We start from the raw sequence: 25,751 nt of genomic DNA on the forward strand, positions 1-25,751 counted from the left end.
AAAAGCCCTGTTAATTCAGGGCTTTTGCATTTTATGAGAACGCTATCGATTAATCTAATTTAAAACGATTAACTACGCTCGAAAGACCTTCGCTACTTTGTTTAAGGTTATCACTGGCATCGGTAAGCTGCTTAGTATTATTTAATGATTGCTCAGTTGATTGAGATAGCTCATTAATACGCAAATTAACCTCGTCGGCAGCTTGCGTTTGTTGCTCTGTGGCACGTGCTATTTGGCTGTTCATTTCGGTAATAATTGAAACAAGTCGTTCTATTTCATTAAGTGAAGTATTGGCTGATGACGCCTGCTCCACGGTAGAAACTGAAAGTGCTTGGCTTGATTTAACTGCTTCTACTGCTGCTTTTGCACCTTCTTGTAGTTTAGTGATCATGGTTTGAATTTCGTCAGTACTTTGTCCTGTACGACTGGCCAGTGTTCTTACTTCATCTGCAACAACAGCAAATCCCCGACCATGCTCTCCTGCGCGAGCAGCCTCAATTGCAGCGTTTAATGCAAGTAAGTTTGTTTGTTCTGATATGCTTCTTATTACGTCAAGCACAGAGCCTATATTATGGCTTTCGTTGGCTAAATCTTCTGTTACACGGCTGACTGTTTCAATGTTGCTTGAGAGTGTTTCTATTGCTGTAATTGTTTGCGCAACCACATTTTTACCCGTTGATGCATTTTGTGCTGCATCCTTAGCTGCTTGCTCTGCGGCTTCAGCGTTACGGCTCACATCGTGTATTTGGTGAGTCATTTGCTCCATGGCAGCTGCAACTTGGGTTGAACTATCGTTTTGAAGCTCAATAAATGAGTGGCTTGTTCTACTTGAATCGTCAACTGTATGCGCATGTTCGCTTACATCGTTTGCACTTTGTGCTACATGAACAAGTGACTCTCGCATTTTTAGAGCAAATAAATTAAATGAGCGTGATAGTTCAGATATTTCATCATTACCGGATTCATTTAATTTACGAGTTAAATCGCCTTCGCCTTGTGAAATATCTTTCATCATATCGGCCGCTAAGCGAGTCGGTATTATAATACTCTTACCTATAAAGTAACTAAGTAAAATAACAGCAATAATCATAATTATTGCACTGACGACTATAAGATTACGTTGCTCACTAAATGCTTCGTCAATTGAATCAAGGTAAACACCCGAGCCAATAATCCACTGCCATTGATTAAAACCTTTAACAAATGCGATTTTTTCAACCGGTTTATCTTTACCTGGTTTTGGCCATTTATAAGGGATAAAGCCCTCGCCATCTTTTTTCACTATATTTACCATATCAACAAACAATGATTTGCCGTCAGGGTCTTTGTTATTGGTTAAATCTTTACCATCAAGCGCAGGTTTTATAGGGTGCATAACCATTGTTGGCTGATAATCGTTAATCCAAAAGTAATTGGTTTTGTCGTAGCGTAGTGCTCTTATTGCATTAAGTGCTTGTGATTGAGCTTGTTGTTGAGTGAGAGTGTTATCTTGTTCAAGCGCATAATAGTGCTCGATTATACTGTACGCAGTTTCTACTACATTTTGTGTTTTTATGTATTGCTCGTCTTTTAGCGAACTATATTGATGAGTTAGGCTCGATATACTAAGTATTATTAGTCCAAATACAACGATGGCTATTAACAGTGAAAAACGCTGGGATATACTAAAACTTCGTAGATTAGGCATACATTTATCCTCAAAAAGTGTGCGCTTTAGCGCATAGAATAAGCGTAGCTAAAAAAAGAGTTTAATCTAGGCTTAACGCCTATTAATGCAAAAAAAAGGCTGATTTATCAATCAGCCTTTAGTCTGTTATTACTTTACTTGCTTATTTAACGTCAAAATGGCGATTAAAGAAGTTTGTAATTGTTTGATGTAAGTGTGTTTGCACTTGTTTACCACGTAGACTGTGCTTAGATCCTGGGTAGGTCATCATTTCAAACTGTTTTTCGTTATCTTGCAGTTGTTTAAACAATTTAGTTGAATGCGTAAACAATACGTTGTCATCAGCCATTCCATGATAAATCATTAATGGGCCTTTTAAGCCATCAGCATATGGAAATACTGCGCTGTCTTCATAGCCTTTAGCATTTGTATCGGGGTGACCTAAATAACGCTCTGTGTAATGCGTATCGTATAGAGCCCAATCGGTTACAGGAGCACCCGATACGCCGGCTTGAAAGTAATCGCCCGCTTTAAACATTGTCATAAGCGCCATGTAGCCGCCGTAGCTGTGGCCATAAACACCGATGCGTTGTGGGTCAACGTAATCAAGTGTACGTAAAAACTCTACGCCTTTAATTTGATCGGCAACTTCAACCACACCTAAATGTTTATAAATAGCATCTTCAAACTTTTTACCACGGTTGTACGAACCACGGTTATCCAGTTGAAAAATTACATAACCTTGTTGCGCCATGTACTGAAAGTACAAGTTTTTACTGCGCCAGCTATTCGTTACTCGCTGAGCATGCGGGCCGCCGTATACGTTAACAATAACAGGGTGCTTTTTGCCATCAGCAATGTTGCTAGGCTTAAATAAACGGTAATGCATAACTTGACCATCATCGGCTTTAATTGTGCCGTATTCTGGTTTTGCTAAGTCGCTTAAATAAGGGGTAAGCGGATGGTTACTATCAAGCCTATTTTCTTCAAGCCAGGTAATGAATTCGCCGTTTACTTTACGAAGCGCTGCTGAGTTTGGTTTATTATCAGACGAGCTATTATCGATAAAGGTTTTGTTGTCTTTTGCTAGCACAACATTGTGGTACTGACCTTTTTCGGTAATACGTTTGGCATCGCCTTTTTTAAATAAAGGCGCGCTGTATAAATGGCTTTCAAGCGGTGTATCTTTTCGACCGGCAAAGTAAACAATGCCTTTTTTCTCATCAATACCTTTTAAGCTATCAACAGCCCAGTCACCAGAGGTAATTTGGCGAACAAGTTGACCGTTTGTACGATACAGATATAAATGTTTAAAGCCGTCGCGCTCAGATGCCCATACAAAGTGTTTTTTGTCTTTTAAAAACTCAAGATCAAAATGTAGGTTTATCCACGTTTCGCTGTTTTCGGTCAGTGCTACTTTTTGGGCTTTAGTTTCGCTGTTATAAAAACGCAGTTCTAATTTATGTTGCGAGCGATTTTGCCATTGGTACGACAGTGTATTGCCGTCTTTTAGCCATTTTGCGCGTGCAATGTAAATGTCTTCATCTTTACCTAAATCAATCCAATCTACTTTTTGGTCGTTTAGCTTAACCACACCAAGTTGAATTTTAACGTTATCGGTACCTGTAAACGGGTAGCGCTGGTTAAATAATTTAACTTCGTCAGCGTAAATTTCGTTACGGATAGCTTCTTTTACAGGGGTTTCGTCAACGCGGGTATAGGCAATTTTAGTTTCATCACCTGACCACCAGTAACCTGTCATACGGCTCATTTCTTCTTGAGCAACAAATTCGGCCATGCCGTTTTTAATTACGCCGCCGCCATCTTTACTAAGCTGAATCTCTTTACCTGATTCAAGCTCTAAAGCATAAAGGTTTTGCTCTCGAATAAACGATACGTAGTTACCTTTAGGTGAAAAGCGTGCATCGGTTTCAAATGCTTCAGTGTCGGTTAGTTTTTTACTTTTAGCTGAGGCTAAATCGTAATAATAAAGGTCACCATTGAGTGGGAATAAAAGTGCTTTGCCATCTTTAGACCATTTGTATTCAAGTATGCCTTTACCAAAAATACGTTGGCGTTCGCGGCGTGCTTTTTCTTCATCTGATAAGTTTTCTGGGCCTGAAAATAACTTTGCTGAATCAACTAGCACACGGTTGGTGTTATCTTTTAGATTGTATTCCCATAAATCGTAGCGGTTGTAGTCATCGCTTTTGCCTTGTAGGTAAGTTACACGGCTGCCGTCAGGCGAAAATTTAAGTTGTACAGGTGATTTACCAGAAAGGCTCGGATCGTCAAAAATTCGCTCCAGCGATAAAGGTTTTGCTTGAACACTAATAGCGCCAACCATTAACGGTATAGCTAGTGAGAGGTGTTTTATTTTTTTTAGCACAAGGTTGCCTTAGCTTATTATAAATATTGCTTTGATGGTAAAGCCAAGCGTGTGCAACTGCAACTAAATGCTATAAAGTGGCGATTATCAAAGACAAAGTAGGACATAGCAATGACTCACCCTGAATTTAAACTAGCGCCAGAACTTAAACGCGACTGTATAGAACTTGCCGATTGGCCGTTGTGTAAAGTACTTTTATTGAACGACAGCTTGTATCCGTGGTTTGTATTAGTGCCTAGGCAGGCTAACTTAAAAGAGATAATTGATTTATCTGAGGATGATCAAATTGTTTATTTAAAAGAGTCAGCCAAGCTAAGTAAATTATTAATGGATGTATTTAAACCTGATAAATTAAACATAGCGGCTTTAGGTAATATGGTGCCGCAATTGCATATTCATCATATTGCGCGTTTTACGAGTGATGCTGCATGGCCTGCGCCAATATGGGGTAAACACCCAGCAGTGCCTTATACAGATCTACAAATCACAGAGCTAAAAAAAGCGCTGCAGTTTTAAGCTGCAACGCTTTTTTAGGGTTTAACTAAGTTTAACTAAACTTATTTAAGCCCTAGTACTTCCTTACCTTGCTTAAATGTTACATCTACAGGGATATTAGCTTTACTTAGTTTTTCTAAGTCTTTAGCAAGTTCTTCTTTAATGTCGCCATGCGTTGCAATTAGTTGATCTACTTTTTCATAATCGCCATCACCTTGTAAGGTTAAAATTAAGCGAGAAAGCTTGGCCATTGCAATGCTCATTTTTTCCATATTAACGCGGTATAAGCCTTCTTCATTTTTAGAAAAAGCACCTTCTTGAGCAAAAAAGTTAAAGCGGATCATATTTGCTTTACCATGCGCACTTGATGCTCCAAAACGAACTGAGCGGAATATACCCGCCATGAAGGTGGTGTAATAATCTTCAATAGTGCCTTCTGTAATTTCGCCTTTTTTAAGTAACTGTTCAATCATGTATAGCCCTAAAATATCGGCTTTACCTTCTTCAAGGGCACTTGCGTGTTCTTGTAGTGATTGACGAACAGTACCTTTACCTGTGATTGTATTTTTAATACCTAAACCGTGAGCCACTTCATGGAACATCGTATTGGCAAAAAATGCGTCAAAAGTAATGTGTTTACGCTGCTCTGGTACAATTAACTGCTCTGAAATTGGCACTAAAATTTTATCAAATTTAGCACGCATTGCGTTTTTAAGTTGCAGACGACGAGTTCCTTTTTCTAGCTGTACTTGCTCATCGTTTGGTAAGTTAATTGCAATTGTTTTACTACCCGCGTTTGAATGTCCAGCGTAGTAAACAACATCATATGCATTTAGATCGGCGTCAGAGCCTGGTACTTCTTGTTTGTACTTAGCATCTACAGGTAAGCCTTTTTGAAGCTCAGGTAAAAATGCTGCAAATTTAGCTAAGCGTTCGCTCCATTTTAAATCTTTAATAAGTACGTAAGATTCATAAGCTGCGCGGTAACCAAATAATTGATCTTCATAAGTTTCAATTGGACCAATAACCACATCTACTGGGTTATTTTTCATATCCATCCAAGCAAAGTCAGATACTTGGAAGTCATCTTTTTGTAGAGCATCGGCACGCAAGTTTAGATAGTTAGCAAATTCTTTATCGTCAGCAAGTTTGCTTGCTTCACGTAAAATATCAGCGGCTTTTGCAAGCTCATCAGCGTATTCTTTTGAATATGGCACGCTGTAAAGCTTGCCTTGCTCATCACGCTTAATTACAGAATAAAGCCCTGTTTTATCTTCAACGTCTGCATTGTTTAACTCTTCTTTGGTTATATCAGCAGGGTAAAACTGTGCGCCAAGAGGTTTTTCTTTATAGCTGGATAAAAATGCTTCATCACCATTTAAACGATCCCATGGGCCATAGTTAATATCAGCAAATTTACGTACTTTTTCATCGTTTAGTTTTGCTAAAAAAGCATCTTTATTTTCACCAAATGCTTGCTTCCAAAATAACTCATCCATTATTTTTGAAGCGTCAATAAGCTTTGCAACCATTGCTCGTTGATTATCGCTTAAGTGCGATAAATCACTTTGTAAGCTAAAGTCGGTGTAAATATCTAAACGTTGTTTATCTGCATTAATAAGCTTAGGGCCTGACTGTGCACTGCTTTTTTGAGCAAGCTCTACGGCTGTGTTGTCGGTAGAAGACGGCGCTTGTTCAGAACATGCGCTAAGAAAAACAACACCAGAGAGCATAATTGCTTGGCTAATTTTATTTAAGATCATTATATTGCCTGTTAAAAAGTAAGTTTAATAATTTGTACTGCTTTAGTTAAAATATTAAGTATGTACAAACGCTTCCTTATTGTGAGTGCATTAAAGCAAAACTAAATGGTAAATAGCAAGTATTTGGCGTTGTAAGGCAAGCATGAGCGGTAAAGCATTATAAATAAAAATAAACTTCTATAATTTTCTTAACTTTATCGGTAAGTTAGACAATACTAATTATATTACTAATACGAAAATTAACTGCCTGAGTTTGCAGTTACTTTACAGGCTGAACACAAAAGGATGGCAGCTTTATGTCTACAGAAAACGCTTTATTAACGATTCTAGTCGATAGAATAAATAACGATACGTTGGTTTTACCAACGCTACCTGAAGTAGCGATTAAGGTTCGCCAAGCTGCAGATAACCCAGATGTGAATTTAATCCAAATGTCAGATGTAATCTCACAAGATCCAGCGCTTTCAGCTCGTATGATAAAAGTAGCTAATAGTGCGATTATGGGACGTTCTGTAAAAGTATCTAATTTACAACAAGCAGTGACTCGTATTGGATTACGTCAAATTAAAAACATTGCTACAGCTATGGCTATGGAACAATTATTTGTATCAAATAATGAGCTAATTAAAGGCTACATGGGTAAGGCATGGCAAAAAACATTAACTGTTGCTAGCCATTCAATATCACTCATGGAATTTTATTTAAAAAATAGTAAGCACACGTCACTTAACCGCGATTCTATTACACTCGCCGCACTTGTTTATAATATTGGTGTATTACCAATTTTAACTGAAGCTGAGCGCCACCCAGAGGTATTTGCTAATCCAAGCTTTTTGGCTCATGCAATTCAAAAGCTTAGCGGAAAGGTTGGCTCATCTATTATGCAAGCGTGGGAATTCCCTAAAGAGTTTGTTGATGTAGCTCAGAGCTGGGCTGACCCAAGTTACAAACCTGAAAAAGTAAGTTACGTGGATTTTATTCGAGTAGGGGCTATTTTAGAGGGCACATTACAGGTTTCTGATAAGTCTGCAGCGCTGCAAACGTATATAGACAAAGGCGTTATACCGTCTATGCAGCTATTCACAAGTGATGAGTACAACGACATGCTAAAAGATGTGAAAAACATGTTTAGCTAAACATGTTTTATTACACAAACAAAAAGGGTTAACTTGCGTTAACCCTTTTTTAGTTTTATTTTTCGGTGGTATTTTCTGTCTTAGTTTTTTCGTATCGCTTTATTCCTGCTACCCATGTTTGCAGTACGTTTGTTTTGTATATCTCGTCAACAGGCACTTTAAAGTAGTCTTTATCAATTAAAATAAAGTCGGCCCATTTACCTTTTTCTAAACTACCCACCTTAAATTCTTGATGAGCTGCATAGGCGCCACCAAGAGTAAATGCACGTAATGCATCTTCGCGGCTTAGTACTTCACTTGCGCGCCAGCCGTTTTCCGGTAGTTTGTTATGATCCATGCGTGTAATGGCTGAATACAAACCATCAAATGGATTTGCAAGCTCTACAGGGTAATCAGACCCTGCCGCAACCACCGAACCTTGCTGTAAAAATGTTTGCCACGCGTAGGCGCCGCTTAGTTGTTTTTCAGTTAAACGCTGCTCTGCCATATGCATATCTGAAGTGGCATGCACCGGCTGCATTGAAGGGATTATTTTTAACGCTTTAAAGCGAGGGATATCATCAGGGGTTACAATTTGGGCGTGCTCTATTCGGTTGCGCAGTAATATACCGCCCGTTTTTTTAAACACATTTTGATAGGCATCAAGTACTACTTTATTTGCTTTGTCGCCAATGGCGTGAGTATTTGCGCTAAAGCCGCTTTTAAAACTTTGTGTAAAGAGCGCTTCGAGTTTCTCTTGTGTTTCAAGCATTAAACCATGGTGACCAGGTCTGTCTGCATATTCTTCAATAAGTGCTGCACCACGAGAGCCCAATGCGCCATCGGCATAAACTTTAACACTGCGAATTTCCATAAAGTCATTTTTGTCGTGGTACCGGCCTGCCTTTAACATTGTGTCTAAATCAGGGCTTGCACCACTTAACATTGCCACAATACGTAGTGGTAAATTACCAAGGTCGCCGCGCTCTTTGTAAACCTCCCACGTTGTTTTATCAATGCCTGCATCGTGAGTAGAGGTAATGCCTAAACTTAATAAATGTTTACCTGCTGCATCTAGTGAGTCACTTATATCTTGTTTTGAAGGGGCTGGCATATGTTGGGTAATTAGCGATTCTGCTTTGTCTACAAATATACCCGTAGGATTGCCAAATTCGTCTTTAATTATCTCACCGCCTTCAGGTGCTTTTGTTTGGGCGTTAATCCCAGCAAGTTCGAGCGCTTTTGAATTAACCCAAATGGCGTGGCTATCAACTCGAGAAAGCACCACAGGTCGATCGTTAACTACTTTGTCTAAATCTTTAGCCGTAGGAAAGCGTGTATCAGCCCAAAGCTCTTGGTTCCAGCCTCGTCCTATAATCCAACCTTGTTTGTTATCGGCAAATACTTTTAGTTTATTCGTTACTTCATCAACCGATTTTGCACCGCGTACATCAAGTTGCGATAAATTATCGCCAAGGCCAATAACGTGCCCATGAGCATCAATTAAGCCTGGTAATAAGGTATTACCGTGCGCGTCAATTAGCTTGGCATCTGGGTAGCTATCTTTAAGTGTATCGCTACCTAGTTTTACTACCTTGCCATTTTTAATAACGAGGGTAGTAAATTGCTGTACTTCACCTTGATATAAAGGGGTATAACCATTGGCGTTATAAATTACTTTTGTTTGTGCAAAAGTGTAACTAGAACTAGCGCAAAGGCTGGCTAGTATGAGTGGTTTGATTATTTTTTTGAGCGGCATAAGGCATTATTTTTTATTGTTAGTGCGTTAACACTAGCAAACCCAACTTTATAATACCAATATGTGAGACAAATTATGATGAAGAAAAAAGCAGTAAAGCTAGAACATAAAATATCTAGCTTTTGAAAGGGTTTATTTACTAGCGTATAAACTGTATTCACTTAGCGTTAGCTTGCCGTCTTTGTCTTGATCGTAGCTTGAAAACCGAGACCACAAAGCGGGGTCTACAGCGGTTTCTGAACGTGTTAAAAAACCATCCTGGTTTCTATCAAGTTTTTCAAATTGCTCTGCAACATTGTTGCTTGCAGCAAAGCCTAATGTGCTAAAAATACTAAACGCAAAAAGCGCTATATAGCTTGTTTTTTTCATGAAAAATACTCAGTAGAGGTTATTGGTAAGGTAATTTTTAAATTCGATTAACGAAATTTGGTTATCTTGGTTTTTGTCCCATTTTACAAATGTGTTTAATAGTTGTGGTTGGGGATCAAGTTCGTCATGCGTTAAATAGCCACTTTTGTCGCTATCGAGGTGATCAAAGCGTTGCTTTACATCAAGTGCAGCGGCATCAAAGCTTAATAGCATTAAGATGCTTATAATAAGGGGAAGTATCTTCATGGTGTTCCTTCCAAAAGATGTATTTAAAGTTTGTGGCTAAAATAAAGTGAAAAGGAAAAAGCACTTGCCGTAATTTAACTCCCAACATTAAATCCTTTTACACACTCCCTCAGGGATTATGGCAAATGCTTTTAATTCCAGTTTACCTATAACAAGCTTAAGTAAAGCTTAATCAGTAATTACTCATTAAGGTTTAAAGCTTTCAAATTCTTTTTTTGAGACCTTTTCATCACCGTCTTCATCTAAGTCGGCAAATTGTCTCATTACTTCCTTGTCTTCCTTTGCTTCTGCAATTGATATTTGTCCGTCCATGTCTTTATCTAAGTGGGCAAAACGCACATTTGTTGGCGATGCAATTACGGTGGCACTAATTGCTAAAAACATTAATGAAAAAGCGGCTATAAGTTGTTTCATAATCACGTTCCTTATTAAATGAGTTTATTGAATAAATTTTTTGAATTCATCTAGCGACAATTGCCCATCTTGATTAGTATCAATTTGAGAAAAATTCTCGTGTAACACAGCATCTTCACCTGCTTCGGCTTCACTTAATGTGCCGTTACTGTCTTTATCAAGTTCGTTAAAAGTCGCGTGAACGTCCATTGCGTGTGCATTAGCGCCTAAAAAGCCTAAAGCCAGTAATGATGAAATTACTAAAATGCGTTTGTTCATAATTATTTCCTTATTGATTAAAGTTATTACTCCTATTACAAAAATGGTGCCAATAATAATTGTTGTTATTTTTCAACTGGTTATTGTTTTAGCTTTAAGCCAGTGAGAAGTTTTTACTGGGTTTATTGTAATTTTTGTGCGCCTTTTGCAACACTATTTAATGGGGTTAAAAGGGAGTTTATTAAAATCAACGAGTTACGTTGTCTCTATTTGGCGACACATTGTTTTGTAGTGCTGGCTGTTAATCGTATTAAATATAATTGCTGGTTCAGCTAGTGTATAAGGTAAGCACTTAATAATAGAACGCTTAACTTAAAAGGACTAAACGAAATGCCAGCAACCATAGCTAAAAAATACCAAGCAATGCTTAACTGGCGGCCTAATTTAATTGGGCAATTTGCAATGAGTATGCTGCTTTCGTTACTGCCGCTTTCTATAGTGGTGATCGTATTTTTAAATGCGCTTAATAAGCAATTAGCGGTTACTCAAAGTATTGTGAGTAGCAACTACCAAGTTACCAAATCGTTTAACACTTTAAAGCAAGAACTCAACAGTCTTGAACGCGCCACTAGACAAAACTGGGTATTAAAAAGTGAATCGCTAGATAAGCTCATTGTTGATAAATGGCAATCATCCCTACAAAGCATTGATGAACTCAAATTTGTAAACACGAATAAAGAGTATATCAACCAATGGCAACGCTTATATACCACCTTACAAACCGCGCATGTAAAACTCGTTGAGCAAAAACAACAACAAGCTGAGCTATTTGTGCCAGTGAGCGATTTAATTGCTGAGCTTACTTTATGGTTACGTGATAAAAACGAAGCGCAAATTACCAATAACCAAAATGAGCTTACAAGCCTGCAAGCGTCATTTATAAACTGGCTGGTGGCACTTATCCCACTGACTTTAATTGTTGGGGGAGGTTTTTTATGGCGCATAAGTGGGCGGCTAAAAGGGTTAACTACGGTTATTGATAAGCTTGGGCAGGGGCATTGGCAGCAAAAAATATCTGTGAAAGGTTCAGCTGAGCTTGTTGAGCTAGGAGAAAAGCTCCAATGGGTACAAGAACAGCTTCATATGCTTGAGCAGCAAAAAGATACTTTTTTACGCCATGTAACTCATGAGCTAAAAACGCCGCTTGCTTCAATGGTTGAAGGCACTGACTTATTAACTGATGAAATAGTAGGCCCAATTACTGCTGAGCAAAAAGCGGTGCTTGAGCTCATTAGCCAATCTATGGTGCGCCTTCGCACAATGATTGACAGTTTGCTGAGTTATAATGCGATTCGCACCAGTAAAGACAGCTTAAGCGAAGTTGAATTTAGTCTTCTTATTAATAAAATTAATAGCCATTTTGAGCATCGCTTAACTGCGCGTCAGCAAGCTCTGCAGTGGCAAAATACTTTACCTAACAAACCGCTTGCTTTACCTAGTGAGCTTATTGAGATGATTTTAATTCAGCTTATTTCAAATGGCTTAAAATTTTCAGAAGATAAGCAAAGCGTTACTATTAATTTAGCGCTTGAGCAAAACCAGCTTTGTATCGTTGTGATTGATAAAGGCTGCGGTATTAAAGAGCAAGAAAAAACTCAAATTTTCAGCGCATTTTATCAAGGTAAACACAGTAAAAATGTTACGCTGCAAGGCAGTGGACTGGGTTTAACTATTGTAAAAGAGTCTGTTGAACAGCTAAGAGGTACACTTAGTGTTGAGCATAACGAGCCACATGGTTGCCGGTTTTCAATTAAAATTCCCATAACAAAAAATCTAGGAGTTAATTAACATGCGCTTGCGTTTAATCGCTATTTTATGTGTGCTCAGTAGCAGCATGGTTATATCAGGTTGTGAAATTAATAATGGGCAAGAAGAGCGTGTGTCAATTACACCTGCACCTGTGGTCGATACAAAAAAAGCGAACGATAAAAACAGTAACCCTAGTCCAAAGCCTAGACCAAAAATTGAGCCAAGCTATCCTCCTGCAGAGCAGGTTATTGCATGGCATGCTAATCAGTGTGGTGGATTCAAATTGGTACCTAGCAAAGATGTTTTTACAGGCGAAAACGAGCTTAAACGCTTTTTTAAGTTCATGTGCTTAAACATAAATGATGATCCAAATACGGTAATGACTAAGTTGTTAAAGCTCGATCTTGCTTACTTTTGGCCTGATGACATAAAGCAATATTTATGGCTTCAAAAGCAGCAAGTAACTATGCAAATAAATGCTAAAAAAGAGCAGCAAGCACTTAATAATAAAATGCAAGAAACCCTCTCATCGTTAGCAACGATTGAGCAGCAACTTTTACTACGAGAAGAAACGAAGGAGCAGTAACGATGGCCGCAACTAAAGTACAAGGTGCAAAAGTATTACTCGTAGACGACGACGCTAGCTTATTAAAACTGCTCGCTATTCGTATCGAATCAAAAGGATACGAAGTGACAACCTGCGAAAGCGGCTTAACCGCACTACAAATACTTAAAAGCCAAGTGTTTGACGCCGTAATAACCGACTTACGCATGGATGAAATGGATGGTATGGCACTGCATCGTCAGCTGCAAAGCCGCTACCCAGCATTACCTGTCATTATGATGACAGCGCACGGCTCAATTCCTGATGCCGTAGAGGCAACTAAGCAGGGCATTTTTGCATTTATAACTAAACCAGTGGATAAAGATGAGCTATTTGACAGCCTTGCTAAAGCGATAGAAATTCATGGTGTTAACGCCGATGAAGCTGCACCTAAAAGTAATATAGTTACGCGCAGTGGTGCAATGCTGCACTTGTTAGAGCAAGTAAAACTACTTGGGCCAACGCAAGTTAATGTATTGATTTCGGGGGCTAGTGGTACTGGTAAAGAGCTACTCGCACAGGCGATTCATCAGCATAGCCATGTAAGCAGTGGCCCTTTTGTTGCAATTAACTGCGGCGCTGTACCTGGGGAGCTTTTAGAGTCTGAATTATTTGGTCATAAAAAAGGCTCGTTTACGGGTGCAATTAAAGATCACCAAGGTTTGTTTCAACAAGCACAGGGTGGCACGTTATTTTTAGACGAAATTGGCGATATGCCGCTTAACTTACAGGTTAAGTTACTGCGCGTATTACAAGAAAAAACAATTCGCCCAGTAGGTTTTCAAGAAGAGATAGCAATTGATGTACGCATAGTGTCGGCAACACATAAAAATCTTCCTGAAGCTATTTTAAACCAGCAATTTAGAGAAGATTTATACTATCGCTTAAACGTAGTTAATTTAAAATTACCGCCACTGTGTGAGCGCCGCGAAGATATAAGCTTATTAGCACAGCACTTTAGTGCAAGCATTGCTAAGCGCATGAACCAAACTGAAAAACACTTTGCAAGCGATGCTATGCATGCGCTTGTACGTTACGACTGGCCAGGTAATATCCGCCAATTACAAAACGTAGTAGAGCAGGTTGTAGCATTAACGCCAAGCGATGTTATTTCAGAGCATTTAGTGTTAGCTGCGCTAAATAGTAACGAAACAAACGTAGAACCATTATCACTAAACGACGCTAAAAAAGAGTTTGAGCGCGACTATGTAATTAACACTTTAAAAATGGCAGGTGGTAACGTAGCTGAAGGCGCTAAGCTTGCCAAGCGCAACCGCTCAGATTTTTATAAGTTGATTAAAAAGCATAATATTGATGTTGATAATTTAGGTTAAGGAAAAGCATGCAGTTATTTATGGTGTATTTAGGTGGCCGGATTCAAGGTTGCCACATTGAAATGCATGATATTCGTTTTGTAGTAGGGGAAAATATAGAGCAAACCTACTCAAAGTTAAAAAGCCAATGGGTAGGCGACAGAAGTAGTGTTCACATGGATAGCTACATGGCAATTAATCATATCGATGGCTTTAAAGTAGAAGTTGTTGATAGCTATGTGGAGCAAAATAAACAACTCTATTTTGTAAATTTAGGCGCTTACAGAAGTGATTCCATGGCTGAGCAACATGACTTTGCACTGTATGTTGCAAGCAGTAGCCATGAAGCTAAAGAGCGCGCTAAAAACGATTTGCTCGCAGGGCTTAGTCATATTCATAAAGATGATTTACATGATGTGGACGATTGCTTTGCCATTGATTTACTCGACAGCCAGCTAAACATTAAGCTCACGCCCAGCGGTATATCGCAGCCGATAAAGCCAGATTGGTTTGGGTACCACGTACTTTAAATAAATAGAGCGCTCTAAAAAGATAAAGCAGGATTAAGAATCCTGCTCGTTTTGCTCATCTTTTTCGCTTTTAGCCGCCATTTTAAACGCCACAATAACCAACCCAAACATAGCAAACGGCAGTGCTGCCAACATGTATTCAACCACATTACTGTCTTGAAAATTTGCTTGTAGTAAAAAGTGACCCGCCACACACATCAAAATAACCACTAATAAAATGGGTAGTAACATGAGTTCTTTTTTTGATGAATGGTTTTTCATTAATTGTGAGGCTTTAGCTAAAAATAATGCGCCATTGTAATGAGCTTACTTAAGCTTGGCAAATACCGCAGAATTTTTTAATTAATGATATGATTAGCGTCAAACAATTGGGCAAGTGTTATTGGGAATAAAGTGAAAAGTAACTTAAAACAAGTTTACCTCGTTGGCGGTGCAGTGCGCGACAAACTGCTAAATATAAAATCAAAAGATAACGACTATGTAGTGATTGGGGAAACACCAAAAACGATGGAATCGCTTGGTTTTGTGCCAATAGGTAGTGACTTTCCGGTTTACTTACACCCAAAAACAAAAGAAGAATACGCACTTGGGCGCACAGAGCGTAAAAGTGGCAAAGGCTATACTGGCTTTGTAGTTGATGCCAGCCCAACGGTAACGCTCGAAGAAGATTTAGCAAGGCGCGATTTGACCATAAATTCAATGGCGCTTGATGAACACGGTAATATTATTGACCCGTTTAATGGCCAAACTGACTTACAAAATAAAACACTGCGCCACACCACTGAGGCATTTGTAGAAGACCCTGTTCGAGTACTGCGTATTGCCCGTTTTTTAGCGCGCTATGGCAGTGATTGGCGTATTCACCCAAGTACCTATGCATTAATGCGCGAGCTTAAAAATAAAGGTGAGCTAAATCATTTAGTACCTGAGCGCGTGTGGCTTGAAACTGAAAAAGCACTGGGTGAAAAGCACCCTGAGCTTTATTTTGAAGCACTGCAAGGTTTAGGTATTTTTCCAGAACTTGAGCGCATGGTTAATGTACCGCAACCGGCAAACCATCATCCTGAAGGGGATGTGTTTGTGCATACTATGTTGGTACTTAGGCGTGCAGCCGATTTAAATTTTAACTTAGAAGCACGTTTTGCTGCACTTACCCATGATTTTGGAAAAGCGCTTAGTTTTAAAAAGCATGGAAACCTACGTGGGCACGAACGCGAAGGTGTTGCAGTTATTGAGGCGTTTTGTGAGCGCTTAAAAGTGCCTAACCGTTTTCGTGATGTTGGCGTACTCACCAGTGATAATCACACCCTTTGCCATACAATTGATCAGTTAAGGCCGCAAACCATTCACAAGCTAATAGTGACTAACTTAAATGCGTTGGTACACCCAGAACGTTTTATAGCGTTTACCCAAGCATGCCAATGTGATGCACAAGGGCGTGGTGAAACACTGGTCGATAAGCCATACCCGCAAGCAGCTAAGCTGCGAGCAATTCATACTGAACTGCAAAAAATGGATAAGAAACAAGTAGTGCAAGATGCACTTAAAAATGGCAAAAAAGGCCCTGAAATAGGCGAAGAAGTAAAACTTGCAGAAATAAACTGCATTAAAGCATTTTTAGAACATGAGAAGTCCCAAGCGTAATAAAATTAGACTAAGTAGTGCGATACGCCTTGGTTTTTAGTCGCGTCGTGCTTTCTTAGCTCTTTGTAATTGGTGTTTTTTGGTTTTATCTCTTCAGGCTCAGGTTTTTTAGAGGGCCTGTATAAGTCAAAAATAAAGTCTAGTTCTTCACGCTCTAGTGATGGTTTCATGAGTATTCCTTCAATTTAATACTTTAATATGATGTAGGGTATGGTCATTCGACTGAATAAAAAGTGAATAGTTACATTTGAAGTTGTACTAAATTGTAACCGGCAGGTTTTAAGGGATGAGAGGAGTTTATTTGTTAACTTATATGGAGTTAAGGTAAATTAAAGTAACTCTTTTTAACTAAAAATATACAGCTGAATTTAATTTATTACGCACTTACTATTTGCATATAATGCAGTGGCTATAAATATAACGGTACAAATATAACGGTATAAATACAGCCCTAACCATTAGCTAACGGCAGTGTTACGGTAAACACGACACCATCACCTTGTTCGTTGTTTTGCGCGGTTACACTGCCTTTGTGGTAGTCGCACACCAGCCTTACAATATAAAGCCCTAATCCCAAATGTGGCTGTTGCTGCATTTGCTGGCTACGTACCGACACCATTGAATCAAAAATATGCTCAGTTAATCCTTCGGGTAACGCAGGGCCTGTGTTTCTCACTGTTAATGTTGCTTTATTTTCGCTCTGCTTAAGGCCTACATTAATAGCCGTATTGGCTTCACTAAACTCCAGCGCGTTATTAATAAGTTTATCAAGCAGCTGAGCTATAAACTCCGGTGCACCTTGCATAGGTAATTTGTTTTGGCATACATCAAGCGTAAATAACTGGTTTGGGTAAGTAAGCTGATAGCCTTGCATGCAGCCATTTATTACTTTTTGTAAATCAAAAGACTCAGGCTCGTTGCTTTGAATACTTTGCTCAAGGCGAGTGGCTTCGCTCATGGTGGTTATTATTTTCCCTAAGCGTTCAACGCCTTCACTGGCGCGATCGAGGTATTTTTGACTCAGCTCGTTTTGTGGCAAGCTTTGTAAGTTCTCGAGTGATGAGCGCACTACGGCAACCGGCGTGCGCAGCTCATGTGATAACCGCGACGACATATTTTCTAAGTAATCGGTATAGCCACCAAGTCGGCTCACAATATTTGAAAAACTACGAGACAGGTCGCCAATTTCATCGTTAGCATCGCTGTAATTAATACTCCCTGTAACACGCCCTTGTGCATCAATTGCTTGTTCAGCTGTATCGCGCAGTCGCCTAATTCGGTTCGATATACGTGAGGCAAAAAAGAACAAGGTGACAGTACCAATTAGCATCACAGCTAAAATAACGTTAAAGAGTTTTTCGAGCGATTTGTTACGCAGCGTACGTACGCCGTTTGTGGTTTCCTCTGCTATTACCGCGCCAATTACTTGGTCTTGAATCCAAATAGGGTAAGCGGCCGATAAAATAACGGCTTTACTGTCGGGTGTTAATCGCCAAGACGATGCTGGCTGTCCTTTTAATGCTTTCGCTAAATGTGTGCCCTGCATAGAGGCTACATCGTGCAGGGTATCTAAAAACTCATTTTCGGGGCGCGTTAATATTTTATAGTAAATTGGGTGTAAGTAATTTTGCTCAAAGCGTTGCCACCAAGTTTCAGGTGCTTTATTAGCAAGCCCATCAGCCCATACGCCATCTGCATTTTGAATAGTACCCGATTGCGCAAGTACGCGATGATGGTTATCAACCACCCAAATGCGGCTACCGCTGTGGCCCATGCCTTTTAAAATACGGCTAATTTCTGGGGAAGGGACTAATACCGAGCCCAAATCGTTTGGGTTATTTAAGTTTGAGGTCGACATTATTTTAGGCTCTAGCAATGCCTCTTTACTATCTATATCAACAACAGCAAAGCCAAGCTTGTTGCCCAGCATGCTAATAGGAAAGCGCAGCTCTACGTTATAACCTGATTCGGTACTTTCAAAATAGCCCTGAATTTTTGTAAAAGGGGCTTTGGTATTTGCATCAAACGCATTAACCCAGCCATCTTGGCGTGGCGCAATTATATAGGTATTAAATTGGCCGTCAGGTGTTTTTAAGCCAATTTGTAAATAATCGTTATTGGTAATACTTAAGCTATTTTTAGCGCGATAAATAAGGGTATTGTCGGTTACTTTAAATACGGCGTATAAGTAGTTATCAAATTTTCCCACCATATGATAAAACGATAAGTCACAAGCTTGATGTTTGTTATCTGTTTTTTGTAAGTAGCGCTTATCGTAATGCCAAAATAGCGGTTGGTAGCTGTCCCAATCGTTAAGTTTACCGTCGAGCTGAATAGGGTTTTTAAGATTATAAGCGTATAAATCGCGGCCTTTTACTACTTGGTCTAAAAAGTTAGTTTGCTCGTCAAATAATGCAGGGCGTTCATGTAATGCAGTGGCAAGTGCGCGAGTAGTGCCTACGAGGGTTTTTTCTTGGCCTTGGCGTAAAAACTTTTCCATTTCCCATACGTACTCGTAGCCAAGCCACGGCAGCAAAAACAAAAAACATGAAAGTAATATAAATTTACTGCGCAGACCAAATCGTAGCATTAGTGTTGTTCCCACCGATAGCCCATACCGTACACGGTATCTATACAATCAAAGGTGCTGTCGAGTGCTATAAACTTTTTACGAATACGTTTTACGTGTGAAGTAATAGTGCTGTCGTCTACATAAATTTTTGCATCGCTCATTAAATCGTTACGGCTTTTAACATGGCCTGGTCGCTGGGCGAGTGAATGCAGCATCCAAAATTCGGTTACGGTTAAATCAACTAATTGTTGCTGCCAAAATACCTGCATACGTTGCGTGTCGAGCGTTAAGTGCCCGCGTGTTATGAGGGCGTTTGCATCAGCGGGTTGTTCAAGTGCTTCCATTCGGCGAAACAGCGCACCAATACGTGCAGCCAAGTGAGCCAAGCTTATGTCTTTTGTTAGGTAGTCGTCGGCGCCCATGCGCAGGCCGCATACAGTATCTATTTCGCTATCGCGGGCGGTTAAAAAAATAATAGGCAGTGTTTTAGAAAGCGAACGCAGTGTTTGGCACAGTAAAAAACCACCATCTATTTCATGGCCTAGGCCAATATCAACAATGGCTAAATCGGGCAGGGCGTCTTTAAATGCAGCTTCAGCGCTGGCGCGATTTTCAAAGCCACTTACTTTGTAGCCCTGTGCGCTCAGCATTTCTATGTAGTTTTCGCGGATTGCGGGTTCATCTTCAACGATGGCTATTTTTTTCATTTTAATCATTATCCTATCGGCTCTGTTGTGCACTATATCGAAGTTTTTAAGCTAAGTAAGGTTAAAAAGGCAATTGCCACTTTTTTGCCACAATTGCTCAGCAGTTTGCCATTTTTGATCCCCTTTGCTGCCACTTGAGCTTGTTTTAATACACCCATCAAAACAAAACATCACAAATTAAAAAGTAAGTTTAAGGATCAAATCATGAAGAAGACATTAATTGCGTTAACACTCGTTGCTAGTTTTTGTACTCCAGCAATTGCCTCAACATCTAACACGCCATCAAAAGAAGCCCATAAAGCAACGGCTATTGGGCTAGGTGCAGGCGCTATTATTGGCGGCGTAGTGGGCGGACCAATTGGTGCGTTTATTGGTGCATTTGCCGGTGGCTTAATAGGTGATTCAAAAGTAGCTGATAACAAAATTGCAGAGCAAGAGCGTGCAATTACGGTCATGAAAGAAAAAACCAGCGATTACCAACACGTGCTTAACCACAATAATATGTTAGAGCAACAGCTAGAAGTGCTTGCCAATCAAAATGAGCAGTTAACTCAAGTTCAAATTAATAACTTATTGGCGATGACGGTGCAATTTAAAACAGGTTCAAGTGTTATTGCCCCGCATTTTGCGCTGCAGTTAGACCAACTCGTTACCTTGTTAAACAACCAACCACAACTCGCACTTGATTTAAGTGGCTTTGCCGATCAACGCGGCGATAAGCAAGCTAATCTTTTACTTTCCAGAGCGCGTGTAAATGCCGTGCAAAGCTATTTAATAAAACACGGTGTGAGCCACAAACGCTTAAGTACGCAGGCATTTGGCGAGCAGCAAACATTGGCTAATAGCAACACAGTAGAAGATAACTTTTTTGATAGACGCGTAACGCTTACCACTCGCTCAATGAGCCCAGCAAATGGCCAAACGGCGAGTAACTAAAACTAACTGAATCTAAGTAAAACAAAGCGTTCGATGGAGTGATTTTATGTTGAGTAAACCAACCAAAATGCTTACTAAAGTAAGCATTTTTATATTCATAGCGATTGTGCTGTTAGCGAGCTTCAAAAGCCATGCGCAATCACCCAAGTTAGAGCTTTTTGATAGCAATGGGGCGCCAGCAGGTCCAGCAATAATATTAAAAAGCGACGCCAATATGACCTTAACTGGCCTGATTAATCATGTTGTCGTCACGCAAACCTATCAAAACGAAAACCCGTTTGCGGTTAATGCGCGCTACGTTTTTCCATTGCCTGATGAAAGCGCCGTACATGCGATGACGATGCGTATAGGTGAGCGAGTTATTAAAGGCCAAATTGATAAAAAAGTGGAAGCCGAAAAAAAATACGAGGAGGCTAAAAAAGCAGGTAAGCAAGCGGCTTTAGTTCGCCAACAACGCGCCAATATGTTTATTACGAATGTGGCTAATATTGGCCCTGGGGAGCAAGTAATTATTGAGCTTGAGTATCAAGAAATAATTGACTACAGCAGCGGCACATTTGCTATTAGGTTTCCTACTACTATTACCCCACGTTATCACGCGATTAGTGGTGAAGTTGAGGTGAGTACTCAGAACCAAACGCACGTTAACTCACTCCCAACGGGATGGTTAAGCCCTGTTTACAGTATTAAAAGCAGTAATCAAAATGATAACGTACCAAGCAGCCAATTTAGCTTAAACATTAATATAGACGTAGGTTTAGAGCTGGTGGATATCAGTTCTAAATTTCACAATGTTGATGTGCAAAACACCGCGTTTGGACAATATAAAATAGCGTTAAATGAGACAAATGCAGTTAATCGCGACTTTGTACTTGAGTTTAAACCGCTGCAAAAAGAGCAAGCTCAAGCCGCATTTTTTACTCAGCAGTTTGAAAATGGTGACCGATACGGGCTTGCTATGCTAATGCCACCAGGGGATCACTTTACACAAACACAGCGCTTACCTCGCGAAATGGTATTTGTAGTTGATACGTCAGGGTCTATGCACGGGCAATCTATGGAGCAAGCTAAAAAAGCCTTGTTTTATGCACTGTCATTACTCGATAGCGACGACAGCTTTAACATTATTGGTTTTGACAACATAGTAACTCCAATGAGCGATAAACCACTTATAGCCAGTGACTTTAATTTACGCCGTGCAGAGCGATTTATTTATAGCCTAGAAGCCGACGGCGGCACTGAAATACAAGGTGCGCTAAATGCCGTACTTGATGGCAGCCAGTTTGATGGTTTTGTACGCCAAGTTGTATTTTTAACTGATGGCAGCGTAAGTAATGAATATGCATTATTTAAAAATATTCAAAGTAAATTAGGCGATAGCCGCTTATTTACAGTGGGTATTGGCAGCGCACCTAACAGCTTTTTTATGCGCCGAGCAGCAGATATAGGTAAAGGCTCATTTACGTTTATAGGCAGCACAAGCGAGGTGCAACCTAAAATGCAGCAGTTGTTTGATAAGCTTGCACATCCGGCTATTACTAACTTGGCGCTAAGCGATGAAAGCGGTAATAGCTTAGATTTTTGGCCATCACCACTTCCTGATTTATATTTTGGCGAGCCTATCATGGTCGCTATAAAACTTAATAATGCTAAAAGTGTGGTACTTGCTGGGCAAACAGCACAAGGGCCTTTAAGTATTAAATTAAGTACACAAAATAGCTCAAGCGCTCAAGGTATAGCAAAACTGTGGGCGCGCCAAAAAATCAAGTCATTACTTTTATACAACGAGCAAAGTGTAGTTAAAGGTGAAGTACAGGAGCTTGCGCTTACTCATCAATTACTTAGCCCGTTTACTGCTTTTATAGCGATTGAACAAACTCAAATAAAAGAAGTGGCAGAGCAAACGGCGCAAGCTACTAATGCAGTACCGCAAGGTATGGCAATGCGCTTACCGCAAACCGATGGGCAAAGCAGGTTACATATATTGCTAGGTTGTATTTTATTATTGGGATTTGGCGCCCTTAAAATAAACCGATCATTTAAATTAAGCAGGGCACGTAAATGAAAAAGTGGCTAAGCGCGGGTTTGCTAATAGCTGGGCTTGGATTATTTGGTCACGGTGCTTATATGCAGGCAAAAGCATGGCTTGCTCAAGTATTAATTGAGCAAGCATGGCAAGAGGCGCTTAAATCACCCGGCACTAAAGTAAAGCCGTGGTATTACGCCGACAGCTACGTGACTGCAAAGCTTGATTGGCCAAGTCATAATAAAACATTAAGTGTATTGGCTGGAGCGAGTGGTCGTAATTTAGCGTTTGCGCCTAGCCAATTTTTACCCGCAGGGGAGCTGGGCGGAAAAGAATTTGGAAACGAAAAGGGCTCGCTAATAGCTGGGCATAACGACACCCACTTTGCATTTTTACAAAACGCCAAAGTGGGAGAGGCGTTTACTTTGCAACTGCAAAGTGGGGTGATTCAAAATTATAAGGTAACGGGGATTGAGGTTATTCATCAATCCCAAAACTCATTTTTACAAACACCTGGGCTGTATTTGCTTACCTGTTACCCTTTTGATTCGCTTGCCTCGGGTACTGATTTAAGATTGCTTGTATCTGCGCAAATGTCTTCGCCTGATTCACTAAGCGGTATATCAACCACGAGTTCTTGATGGCGCTGGCTTACCATTACGCCAATAAATACCACAAATATGCTCAGCCATTGCCAAACGTTGAGCACTTCGCCCAAAATAATAGCTGACAAAATAAGTGTAAAAATAGGAATTAAATTAGAGTACGCAGCAGCGGTTAATACCGATACCTTGCTAATTGCATAGTTGTACATGCCGTAGCCGCCAAGGGTTACACACGAACCTAAATACAAAATGCTCATGAGCGCAGTTAAGTCGTGTTGATTTTCGCTTGGTAGGTCGATAAAAAATAAAAACGGCGCAAAAAACAAGCTGCCGCTAATACCTTGCAACGCAATTAAAGTCAGGGGCGAGTAGCGATTAGCTAAATGTTTAATACTTACGGTATAAAATGCAGCGCACACCATAGCCATAAGCTCTAAAAAGTTACCTAGTAACGGATTAGGTGCTTGGTCGGTACTTGGTGAAAGAAGCGTAAGTAAAATACTGCCACCTATACACAGCGTAAAACCGACAACAATGGCTTTGCTTATATGCTCTTTAAGTAATACAAAGGCAAGCAACGCAATAATAATAGGTAAGCAAGAGACAATAACACCGGCCTGCGAGGCTGATGTGTATTCCATTGCATGGCCTTCAAATAAAAAGTATAAGCAAGGCTCAGCAAGCGACATACCCACTAAATACTTCCAGTCACCTTTTAAATACTCAAACCGAATAACGTAGCGCCATAAACAAAGCGACAAAACTAACGTGGTGAGCATGCGTAAAAATATCACCAATGCAGGGTCGTAAATAGCAATGGCGTATTTAAGCGCAATAAAAGAGCTGCCCCATAAAAAGGTGGCAATAATTAAACATAAACTGGCAGGCATAGAGAGTAATTTACTTAATTTAATAAAATCAGATCCTAGCATGAAAATTTTTAACTTGTTCAAAAATACCGAGCTGGTATAAATTAATTCATCTTTAATTAATCAATAGTAAAAAGCACATGCAAAGGGAACAGGTAATAGTTGTAAAGCTTGGTACAAGCGTACTAACTGGCGGCACCGATAAGCTAGACAAAGCACATATGGTTGAATTAGTACGCCAATGCTGCGAGCTTAAAAAGCAGGGGCATCAGGTTATTTTAGTATCGAGCGGCGCGGTAGCTGCTGGGCGCGAACAACTATTAAAACCCTGTGGCAGAAGCTTAATTGATAAACAAATGCTTGCTGCAATTGGACAAGGTCAACTTATTCATATTTGGCAGAGCTTGTTTGCTTTATATGGGGTAAATGTAGGGCAAATGCTGCTTACTCGCGCTGATGTAGACGACAGAGAGCGCTACCTTAATGCCCGCGATACACTCAATGCGTTATTAAATTACGATGTTGTGCCCATCATTAACGAAAATGACGCAGTCGCTACCAGTGAAATAAAAGTAGGCGACAACGATAATTTATCGGCACTTGTTGCTATTTTGGCTAATGCTAATAAATTATTGCTACTTACCGATCAAGAAGGGTTATTTACCAGCGATCCTCGCACAAATGCCGATGCCACCCTCATTGGCGAAGTAACACATATAAACGATGAGCTGCGCCAACTTGCTGGTGGCAGTGGTACAAACTTAGGTACTGGCGGCATGGCGACTAAACTGCAAGCCGCCGACATTGCAAGGCGTGCAGGCGTTGAAGTTATTATTGCTAAAGGCGCAGGTAAAAACGTTATTTTAAAATGTATGAGTGACGAGTTACCAGGCACGCGTTTTTTAAAACTCACCGCTCCAAAAGATGGCCGTAAAAAATGGTTACTAGCCGGGCCTAAAAGTACCGGCCAAATTGTTATAGATGCAGGTGCTATTAGTGCCCTTCAAAATAAAGGTGCAAGCTTACTCGCTAAAGGCGTTACTAATGCATTTGGACATTTTGAACGCGGTGATTTAATTGATTTAATAGATACTAAAAATCAAGTGATTGCACGGGGCTTAACGCGTTTTAGTAGCACCGAGGTAAATAAAATAAAGGGTGCGCATTCTAGTCAAATAGGCCAATTACTCGATTACGATAGTGGCGCAGAAGTACTTCATAGGGATGATATGGTATTGCTATAGCAGCACTTTTAGTAAATTAAATTACGTGAGTGTAATTCTCGCAGTATTACACTTTTTTGATTGTAAATTTATGCTAAAATCTGGCTCCTTAAATTGTTGTAAGCAGAGCACAGAACATGAAATTAGTTCGTTGGTTTTTAGGTTGTATAATCTTATTCTTTAATTTTGTATTTACTCCTCGCAGTAAAAAGCGTGCAAGCGACGAGCAAGCACAGCTTGATCAGCAAACCTCACAATTTAAACTGTACCAATTTAAAGCATGCCCGTTTTGTGTAAAAGTACGCCGCGCTATTAAGCGCGAAGGCTTAAACATAGAAACGCGTGATGCAAAAAATAATGAGCAATATCGTCAAGAGCTTCTTGAGCAAGGCGGCAAAGTTAAAGTGCCTTGTCTGCGTATAGAGAAAAATGGCCAAGTACAATGGCTGTATGAATCAAACGATATTATTGCTTACTTAAACAAAGTAGCTGCATAAAC

At 39.9% G+C, this 25,751-nt stretch carries 25 protein-coding genes; 12 read left to right on the forward strand and 13 right to left on the reverse strand.

Annotation, left to right across the window (positions count from 1 at the left end; all coding sequences use genetic code 11):
* Window positions 1–49 precede the first annotated feature (49 nt).
* Together FFU37_RS02275 and FFU37_RS02280 are read right to left on the reverse strand one after the other, a co-directional pair.
* Window positions 50–1,687 (reverse strand): methyl-accepting chemotaxis protein, encoded by a 1,638-nt coding sequence (locus FFU37_RS02275; protein WP_138488612.1) that lies wholly within the window; start codon window positions 1,685–1,687, stop codon window positions 50–52.
* A 142-nt stretch (window positions 1,688–1,829) separates the two neighbouring features.
* On the reverse strand, window positions 1,830–4,055 hold the full coding sequence (locus FFU37_RS02280) for a S9 family peptidase (RefSeq protein ID WP_138488613.1): 2,226 nt from the start codon (window positions 4,053–4,055) through the stop codon (window positions 1,830–1,832).
* A gap of 111 nt (window positions 4,056–4,166) precedes the next feature.
* Here FFU37_RS02280 and FFU37_RS02285 point away from each other — a divergent pair, with 111 nt between their 5' ends.
* Entirely contained in the window at window positions 4,167–4,571 is a 405-nt protein-coding gene (locus tag FFU37_RS02285) for an HIT domain-containing protein (protein WP_024597591.1), read from the forward strand.
* Window positions 4,572–4,612: 41 nt separating this feature from the next.
* Here FFU37_RS02285 and FFU37_RS02290 read toward each other — a convergent pair whose 3' ends face one another.
* Complete coding sequence (locus FFU37_RS02290) at window positions 4,613–6,313, reverse strand: DUF8614 domain-containing protein (protein WP_039485046.1); 1,701 nt, start codon at window positions 6,311–6,313, stop codon at window positions 4,613–4,615.
* A gap of 296 nt (window positions 6,314–6,609) precedes the next feature.
* Between FFU37_RS02290 and FFU37_RS02295 the strand changes: the two genes are divergently transcribed.
* Window positions 6,610–7,449 (forward strand): HDOD domain-containing protein, encoded by an 840-nt coding sequence (locus tag FFU37_RS02295; protein WP_039485043.1) that lies wholly within the window; start codon window positions 6,610–6,612, stop codon window positions 7,447–7,449.
* A gap of 55 nt (window positions 7,450–7,504) precedes the next feature.
* On the opposite strand, the gene FFU37_RS02300 is transcribed toward FFU37_RS02295, so the two are convergent.
* The 5 genes from FFU37_RS02300 to FFU37_RS02320 form a co-directional block, all read right to left on the reverse strand.
* Complete coding sequence (locus FFU37_RS02300) at window positions 7,505–9,187, reverse strand: amidohydrolase (RefSeq protein ID WP_138488614.1); 1,683 nt, start codon at window positions 9,185–9,187, stop codon at window positions 7,505–7,507.
* A gap of 132 nt (window positions 9,188–9,319) precedes the next feature.
* On the reverse strand, window positions 9,320–9,556 hold the full coding sequence (locus FFU37_RS02305; RefSeq protein ID WP_002961647.1) for an EF-hand domain-containing protein: 237 nt from the start codon (window positions 9,554–9,556) through the stop codon (window positions 9,320–9,322).
* 9 nt (window positions 9,557–9,565) lie between these two features.
* The gene (locus tag FFU37_RS02310; RefSeq protein ID WP_033021630.1) at window positions 9,566–9,802 is read right to left on the reverse strand and encodes an EF-hand domain-containing protein; all 237 of its coding nucleotides are present in this window, start codon (window positions 9,800–9,802) and stop codon (window positions 9,566–9,568) included.
* A gap of 186 nt (window positions 9,803–9,988) precedes the next feature.
* A complete protein-coding gene (locus FFU37_RS02315; protein ID WP_024597597.1) occupies window positions 9,989–10,216 on the reverse strand; it encodes an EF-hand domain-containing protein in 228 nt (75 codons plus the stop codon).
* Between the two features lie 24 nt (window positions 10,217–10,240).
* Window positions 10,241–10,474 (reverse strand): EF-hand domain-containing protein, encoded by a 234-nt coding sequence (locus FFU37_RS02320; protein ID WP_002961641.1) that lies wholly within the window; start codon window positions 10,472–10,474, stop codon window positions 10,241–10,243.
* 330 nt (window positions 10,475–10,804) lie between these two features.
* On the opposite strand from FFU37_RS02320, the gene FFU37_RS02325 reads away from it, so the two are divergent.
* The 4 genes from FFU37_RS02325 to FFU37_RS02340 are packed head-to-tail and all read left to right on the forward strand — an operon-like array spanning window position 10,805 to window position 14,670.
* Window positions 10,805–12,262 carry a sensor histidine kinase gene (locus FFU37_RS02325; RefSeq protein ID WP_138488615.1) on the forward strand — a complete coding sequence of 486 codons (1,458 nt, stop codon included), beginning with the start codon at window positions 10,805–10,807 and terminating at the stop codon, window positions 12,260–12,262.
* Between the two features lies 1 nt (window position 12,263).
* Window positions 12,264–12,809 carry a hypothetical protein gene (locus FFU37_RS02330; protein ID WP_002961638.1) on the forward strand — a complete coding sequence of 182 codons (546 nt, stop codon included), beginning with the start codon at window positions 12,264–12,266 and terminating at the stop codon, window positions 12,807–12,809.
* Window positions 12,810–12,811: 2 nt separating this feature from the next.
* Entirely contained in the window at window positions 12,812–14,161 is a 1,350-nt protein-coding gene (locus tag FFU37_RS02335) for a sigma 54-interacting transcriptional regulator (protein ID WP_138488616.1), read from the forward strand.
* 8 nt (window positions 14,162–14,169) lie between these two features.
* Window positions 14,170–14,670: a DUF1543 domain-containing protein gene (locus FFU37_RS02340; protein ID WP_138488617.1), complete on the forward strand. Its 501-nt coding sequence runs from the start codon at window positions 14,170–14,172 to the stop codon at window positions 14,668–14,670.
* A gap of 33 nt (window positions 14,671–14,703) precedes the next feature.
* On the opposite strand, the gene FFU37_RS02345 is transcribed toward FFU37_RS02340, so the two are convergent.
* Complete coding sequence (locus FFU37_RS02345) at window positions 14,704–14,931, reverse strand: hypothetical protein (RefSeq protein ID WP_007581571.1); 228 nt, start codon at window positions 14,929–14,931, stop codon at window positions 14,704–14,706.
* A gap of 132 nt (window positions 14,932–15,063) precedes the next feature.
* Here FFU37_RS02345 and FFU37_RS02350 point away from each other — a divergent pair, with 132 nt between their 5' ends.
* Complete coding sequence (locus FFU37_RS02350) at window positions 15,064–16,314, forward strand: multifunctional CCA addition/repair protein (protein ID WP_039485010.1); 1,251 nt, start codon at window positions 15,064–15,066, stop codon at window positions 16,312–16,314.
* Window positions 16,315–16,319: 5 nt separating this feature from the next.
* Here FFU37_RS02350 and FFU37_RS20265 read toward each other — a convergent pair whose 3' ends face one another.
* From FFU37_RS20265 to pdsR, 3 genes are all read right to left on the reverse strand, one after another.
* A complete protein-coding gene (locus FFU37_RS20265; RefSeq protein WP_175413883.1) occupies window positions 16,320–16,484 on the reverse strand; it encodes a hypothetical protein in 165 nt (54 codons plus the stop codon).
* 281 nt (window positions 16,485–16,765) lie between these two features.
* Entirely contained in the window at window positions 16,766–18,904 is a 2,139-nt protein-coding gene (pdsS, locus tag FFU37_RS02355; protein WP_138488618.1) for a proteobacterial dedicated sortase system histidine kinase, read from the reverse strand.
* Entirely contained in the window at window positions 18,904–19,593 is a 690-nt protein-coding gene (gene pdsR / locus FFU37_RS02360) for a proteobacterial dedicated sortase system response regulator (RefSeq protein WP_138488619.1), read from the reverse strand. Before pdsR ends, pdsS begins: the two co-directional genes overlap by 1 nt.
* A gap of 204 nt (window positions 19,594–19,797) precedes the next feature.
* Here pdsR and pdsO point away from each other — a divergent pair, with 204 nt between their 5' ends.
* From pdsO to FFU37_RS02375, 3 genes are read left to right on the forward strand one after another with little or no spacing between them, the layout of a single operon-like run.
* Entirely contained in the window at window positions 19,798–20,529 is a 732-nt protein-coding gene (gene pdsO, locus FFU37_RS02365) for a sortase-associated OmpA-like protein PdsO (protein WP_138488620.1), read from the forward strand.
* A 46-nt stretch (window positions 20,530–20,575) separates the two neighbouring features.
* Complete coding sequence (locus tag FFU37_RS02370) at window positions 20,576–22,594, forward strand: marine proteobacterial sortase target protein (protein ID WP_138488621.1); 2,019 nt, start codon at window positions 20,576–20,578, stop codon at window positions 22,592–22,594.
* Complete coding sequence (locus FFU37_RS02375) at window positions 22,591–23,196, forward strand: class GN sortase (protein ID WP_138488622.1); 606 nt, start codon at window positions 22,591–22,593, stop codon at window positions 23,194–23,196. The genes FFU37_RS02370 and FFU37_RS02375 overlap by 4 nt, the downstream gene beginning before the upstream one ends.
* Here the strand turns inward: FFU37_RS02375 and FFU37_RS02380 are convergent.
* Window positions 23,091–24,050, reverse strand: a complete 960-nt coding sequence (locus FFU37_RS02380) for a DMT family transporter (RefSeq protein ID WP_024597327.1) — start codon at window positions 24,048–24,050, stop codon at window positions 23,091–23,093. The genes FFU37_RS02375 and FFU37_RS02380 overlap by 106 nt on opposite strands.
* A 119-nt stretch (window positions 24,051–24,169) precedes the next feature.
* Between FFU37_RS02380 and proB the strand changes: the two genes are divergently transcribed.
* Together proB and FFU37_RS02390 are read left to right on the forward strand one after the other, a co-directional pair.
* A complete protein-coding gene (proB, locus tag FFU37_RS02385; RefSeq protein WP_138488623.1) occupies window positions 24,170–25,273 on the forward strand; it encodes a glutamate 5-kinase in 1,104 nt (367 codons plus the stop codon).
* Window positions 25,274–25,389: 116 nt separating this feature from the next.
* Window positions 25,390–25,749 carry a glutaredoxin family protein gene (locus FFU37_RS02390; RefSeq protein ID WP_002961611.1) on the forward strand — a complete coding sequence of 120 codons (360 nt, stop codon included), beginning with the start codon at window positions 25,390–25,392 and terminating at the stop codon, window positions 25,747–25,749.
* Window positions 25,750–25,751 lie beyond the last annotated feature (2 nt).

The organism is Pseudoalteromonas distincta (assembly GCF_005877035.1).
Lineage (GTDB): Bacteria > Pseudomonadota > Gammaproteobacteria > Enterobacterales > Alteromonadaceae > Pseudoalteromonas > Pseudoalteromonas distincta.

Excerpts from the sequence above, each read along its gene's own strand:
- FFU37_RS02345 (WP_007581571.1), bottom strand. The coding sequence starts at position 14,931 with ATGAAAAACCATTCATCAAAAAAAGAACTCATGTTACTACCCATTTTA.
- FFU37_RS02370 (WP_138488621.1), top strand. The coding sequence starts at position 20,576 with ATGTTGAGTAAACCAACCAAAATGCTTACTAAAGTAAGCATTTTTATA.
- FFU37_RS02310 (WP_033021630.1), bottom strand. The coding sequence starts at position 9,802 with ATGAAGATACTTCCCCTTATTATAAGCATCTTAATGCTATTAAGCTTT.
- FFU37_RS02375 (WP_138488622.1), top strand. The coding sequence starts at position 22,591 with ATGAAAAAGTGGCTAAGCGCGGGTTTGCTAATAGCTGGGCTTGGATTA.
- proB (WP_138488623.1), top strand. The coding sequence starts at position 24,170 with ATGCAAAGGGAACAGGTAATAGTTGTAAAGCTTGGTACAAGCGTACTA.
- FFU37_RS20265 (WP_175413883.1), bottom strand. The coding sequence starts at position 16,484 with ATGAAACCATCACTAGAGCGTGAAGAACTAGACTTTATTTTTGACTTA.
- pdsO (WP_138488620.1), top strand. The coding sequence starts at position 19,798 with ATGAAGAAGACATTAATTGCGTTAACACTCGTTGCTAGTTTTTGTACT.
- FFU37_RS02330 (WP_002961638.1), top strand. The coding sequence starts at position 12,264 with ATGCGCTTGCGTTTAATCGCTATTTTATGTGTGCTCAGTAGCAGCATG.
- FFU37_RS02340 (WP_138488617.1), top strand. The coding sequence starts at position 14,170 with ATGCAGTTATTTATGGTGTATTTAGGTGGCCGGATTCAAGGTTGCCAC.
- FFU37_RS02325 (WP_138488615.1), top strand. The coding sequence starts at position 10,805 with ATGCCAGCAACCATAGCTAAAAAATACCAAGCAATGCTTAACTGGCGG.
- FFU37_RS02275 (WP_138488612.1), bottom strand. The coding sequence starts at position 1,687 with ATGCCTAATCTACGAAGTTTTAGTATATCCCAGCGTTTTTCACTGTTA.
- FFU37_RS02285 (WP_024597591.1), top strand. The coding sequence starts at position 4,167 with ATGACTCACCCTGAATTTAAACTAGCGCCAGAACTTAAACGCGACTGT.
- FFU37_RS02290 (WP_039485046.1), bottom strand. The coding sequence starts at position 6,313 with ATGATCTTAAATAAAATTAGCCAAGCAATTATGCTCTCTGGTGTTGTT.
- FFU37_RS02335 (WP_138488616.1), top strand. The coding sequence starts at position 12,812 with ATGGCCGCAACTAAAGTACAAGGTGCAAAAGTATTACTCGTAGACGAC.
- pdsR (WP_138488619.1), bottom strand. The coding sequence starts at position 19,593 with ATGAAAAAAATAGCCATCGTTGAAGATGAACCCGCAATCCGCGAAAAC.
- FFU37_RS02315 (WP_024597597.1), bottom strand. The coding sequence starts at position 10,216 with ATGAAACAACTTATAGCCGCTTTTTCATTAATGTTTTTAGCAATTAGT.
- FFU37_RS02295 (WP_039485043.1), top strand. The coding sequence starts at position 6,610 with ATGTCTACAGAAAACGCTTTATTAACGATTCTAGTCGATAGAATAAAT.
- FFU37_RS02390 (WP_002961611.1), top strand. The coding sequence starts at position 25,390 with ATGAAATTAGTTCGTTGGTTTTTAGGTTGTATAATCTTATTCTTTAAT.
- FFU37_RS02305 (WP_002961647.1), bottom strand. The coding sequence starts at position 9,556 with ATGAAAAAAACAAGCTATATAGCGCTTTTTGCGTTTAGTATTTTTAGC.
- FFU37_RS02300 (WP_138488614.1), bottom strand. The coding sequence starts at position 9,187 with ATGCCGCTCAAAAAAATAATCAAACCACTCATACTAGCCAGCCTTTGC.
- pdsS (WP_138488618.1), bottom strand. The coding sequence starts at position 18,904 with ATGCTACGATTTGGTCTGCGCAGTAAATTTATATTACTTTCATGTTTT.
- FFU37_RS02320 (WP_002961641.1), bottom strand. The coding sequence starts at position 10,474 with ATGAACAAACGCATTTTAGTAATTTCATCATTACTGGCTTTAGGCTTT.
- FFU37_RS02380 (WP_024597327.1), bottom strand. The coding sequence starts at position 24,050 with ATGCCTGCCAGTTTATGTTTAATTATTGCCACCTTTTTATGGGGCAGC.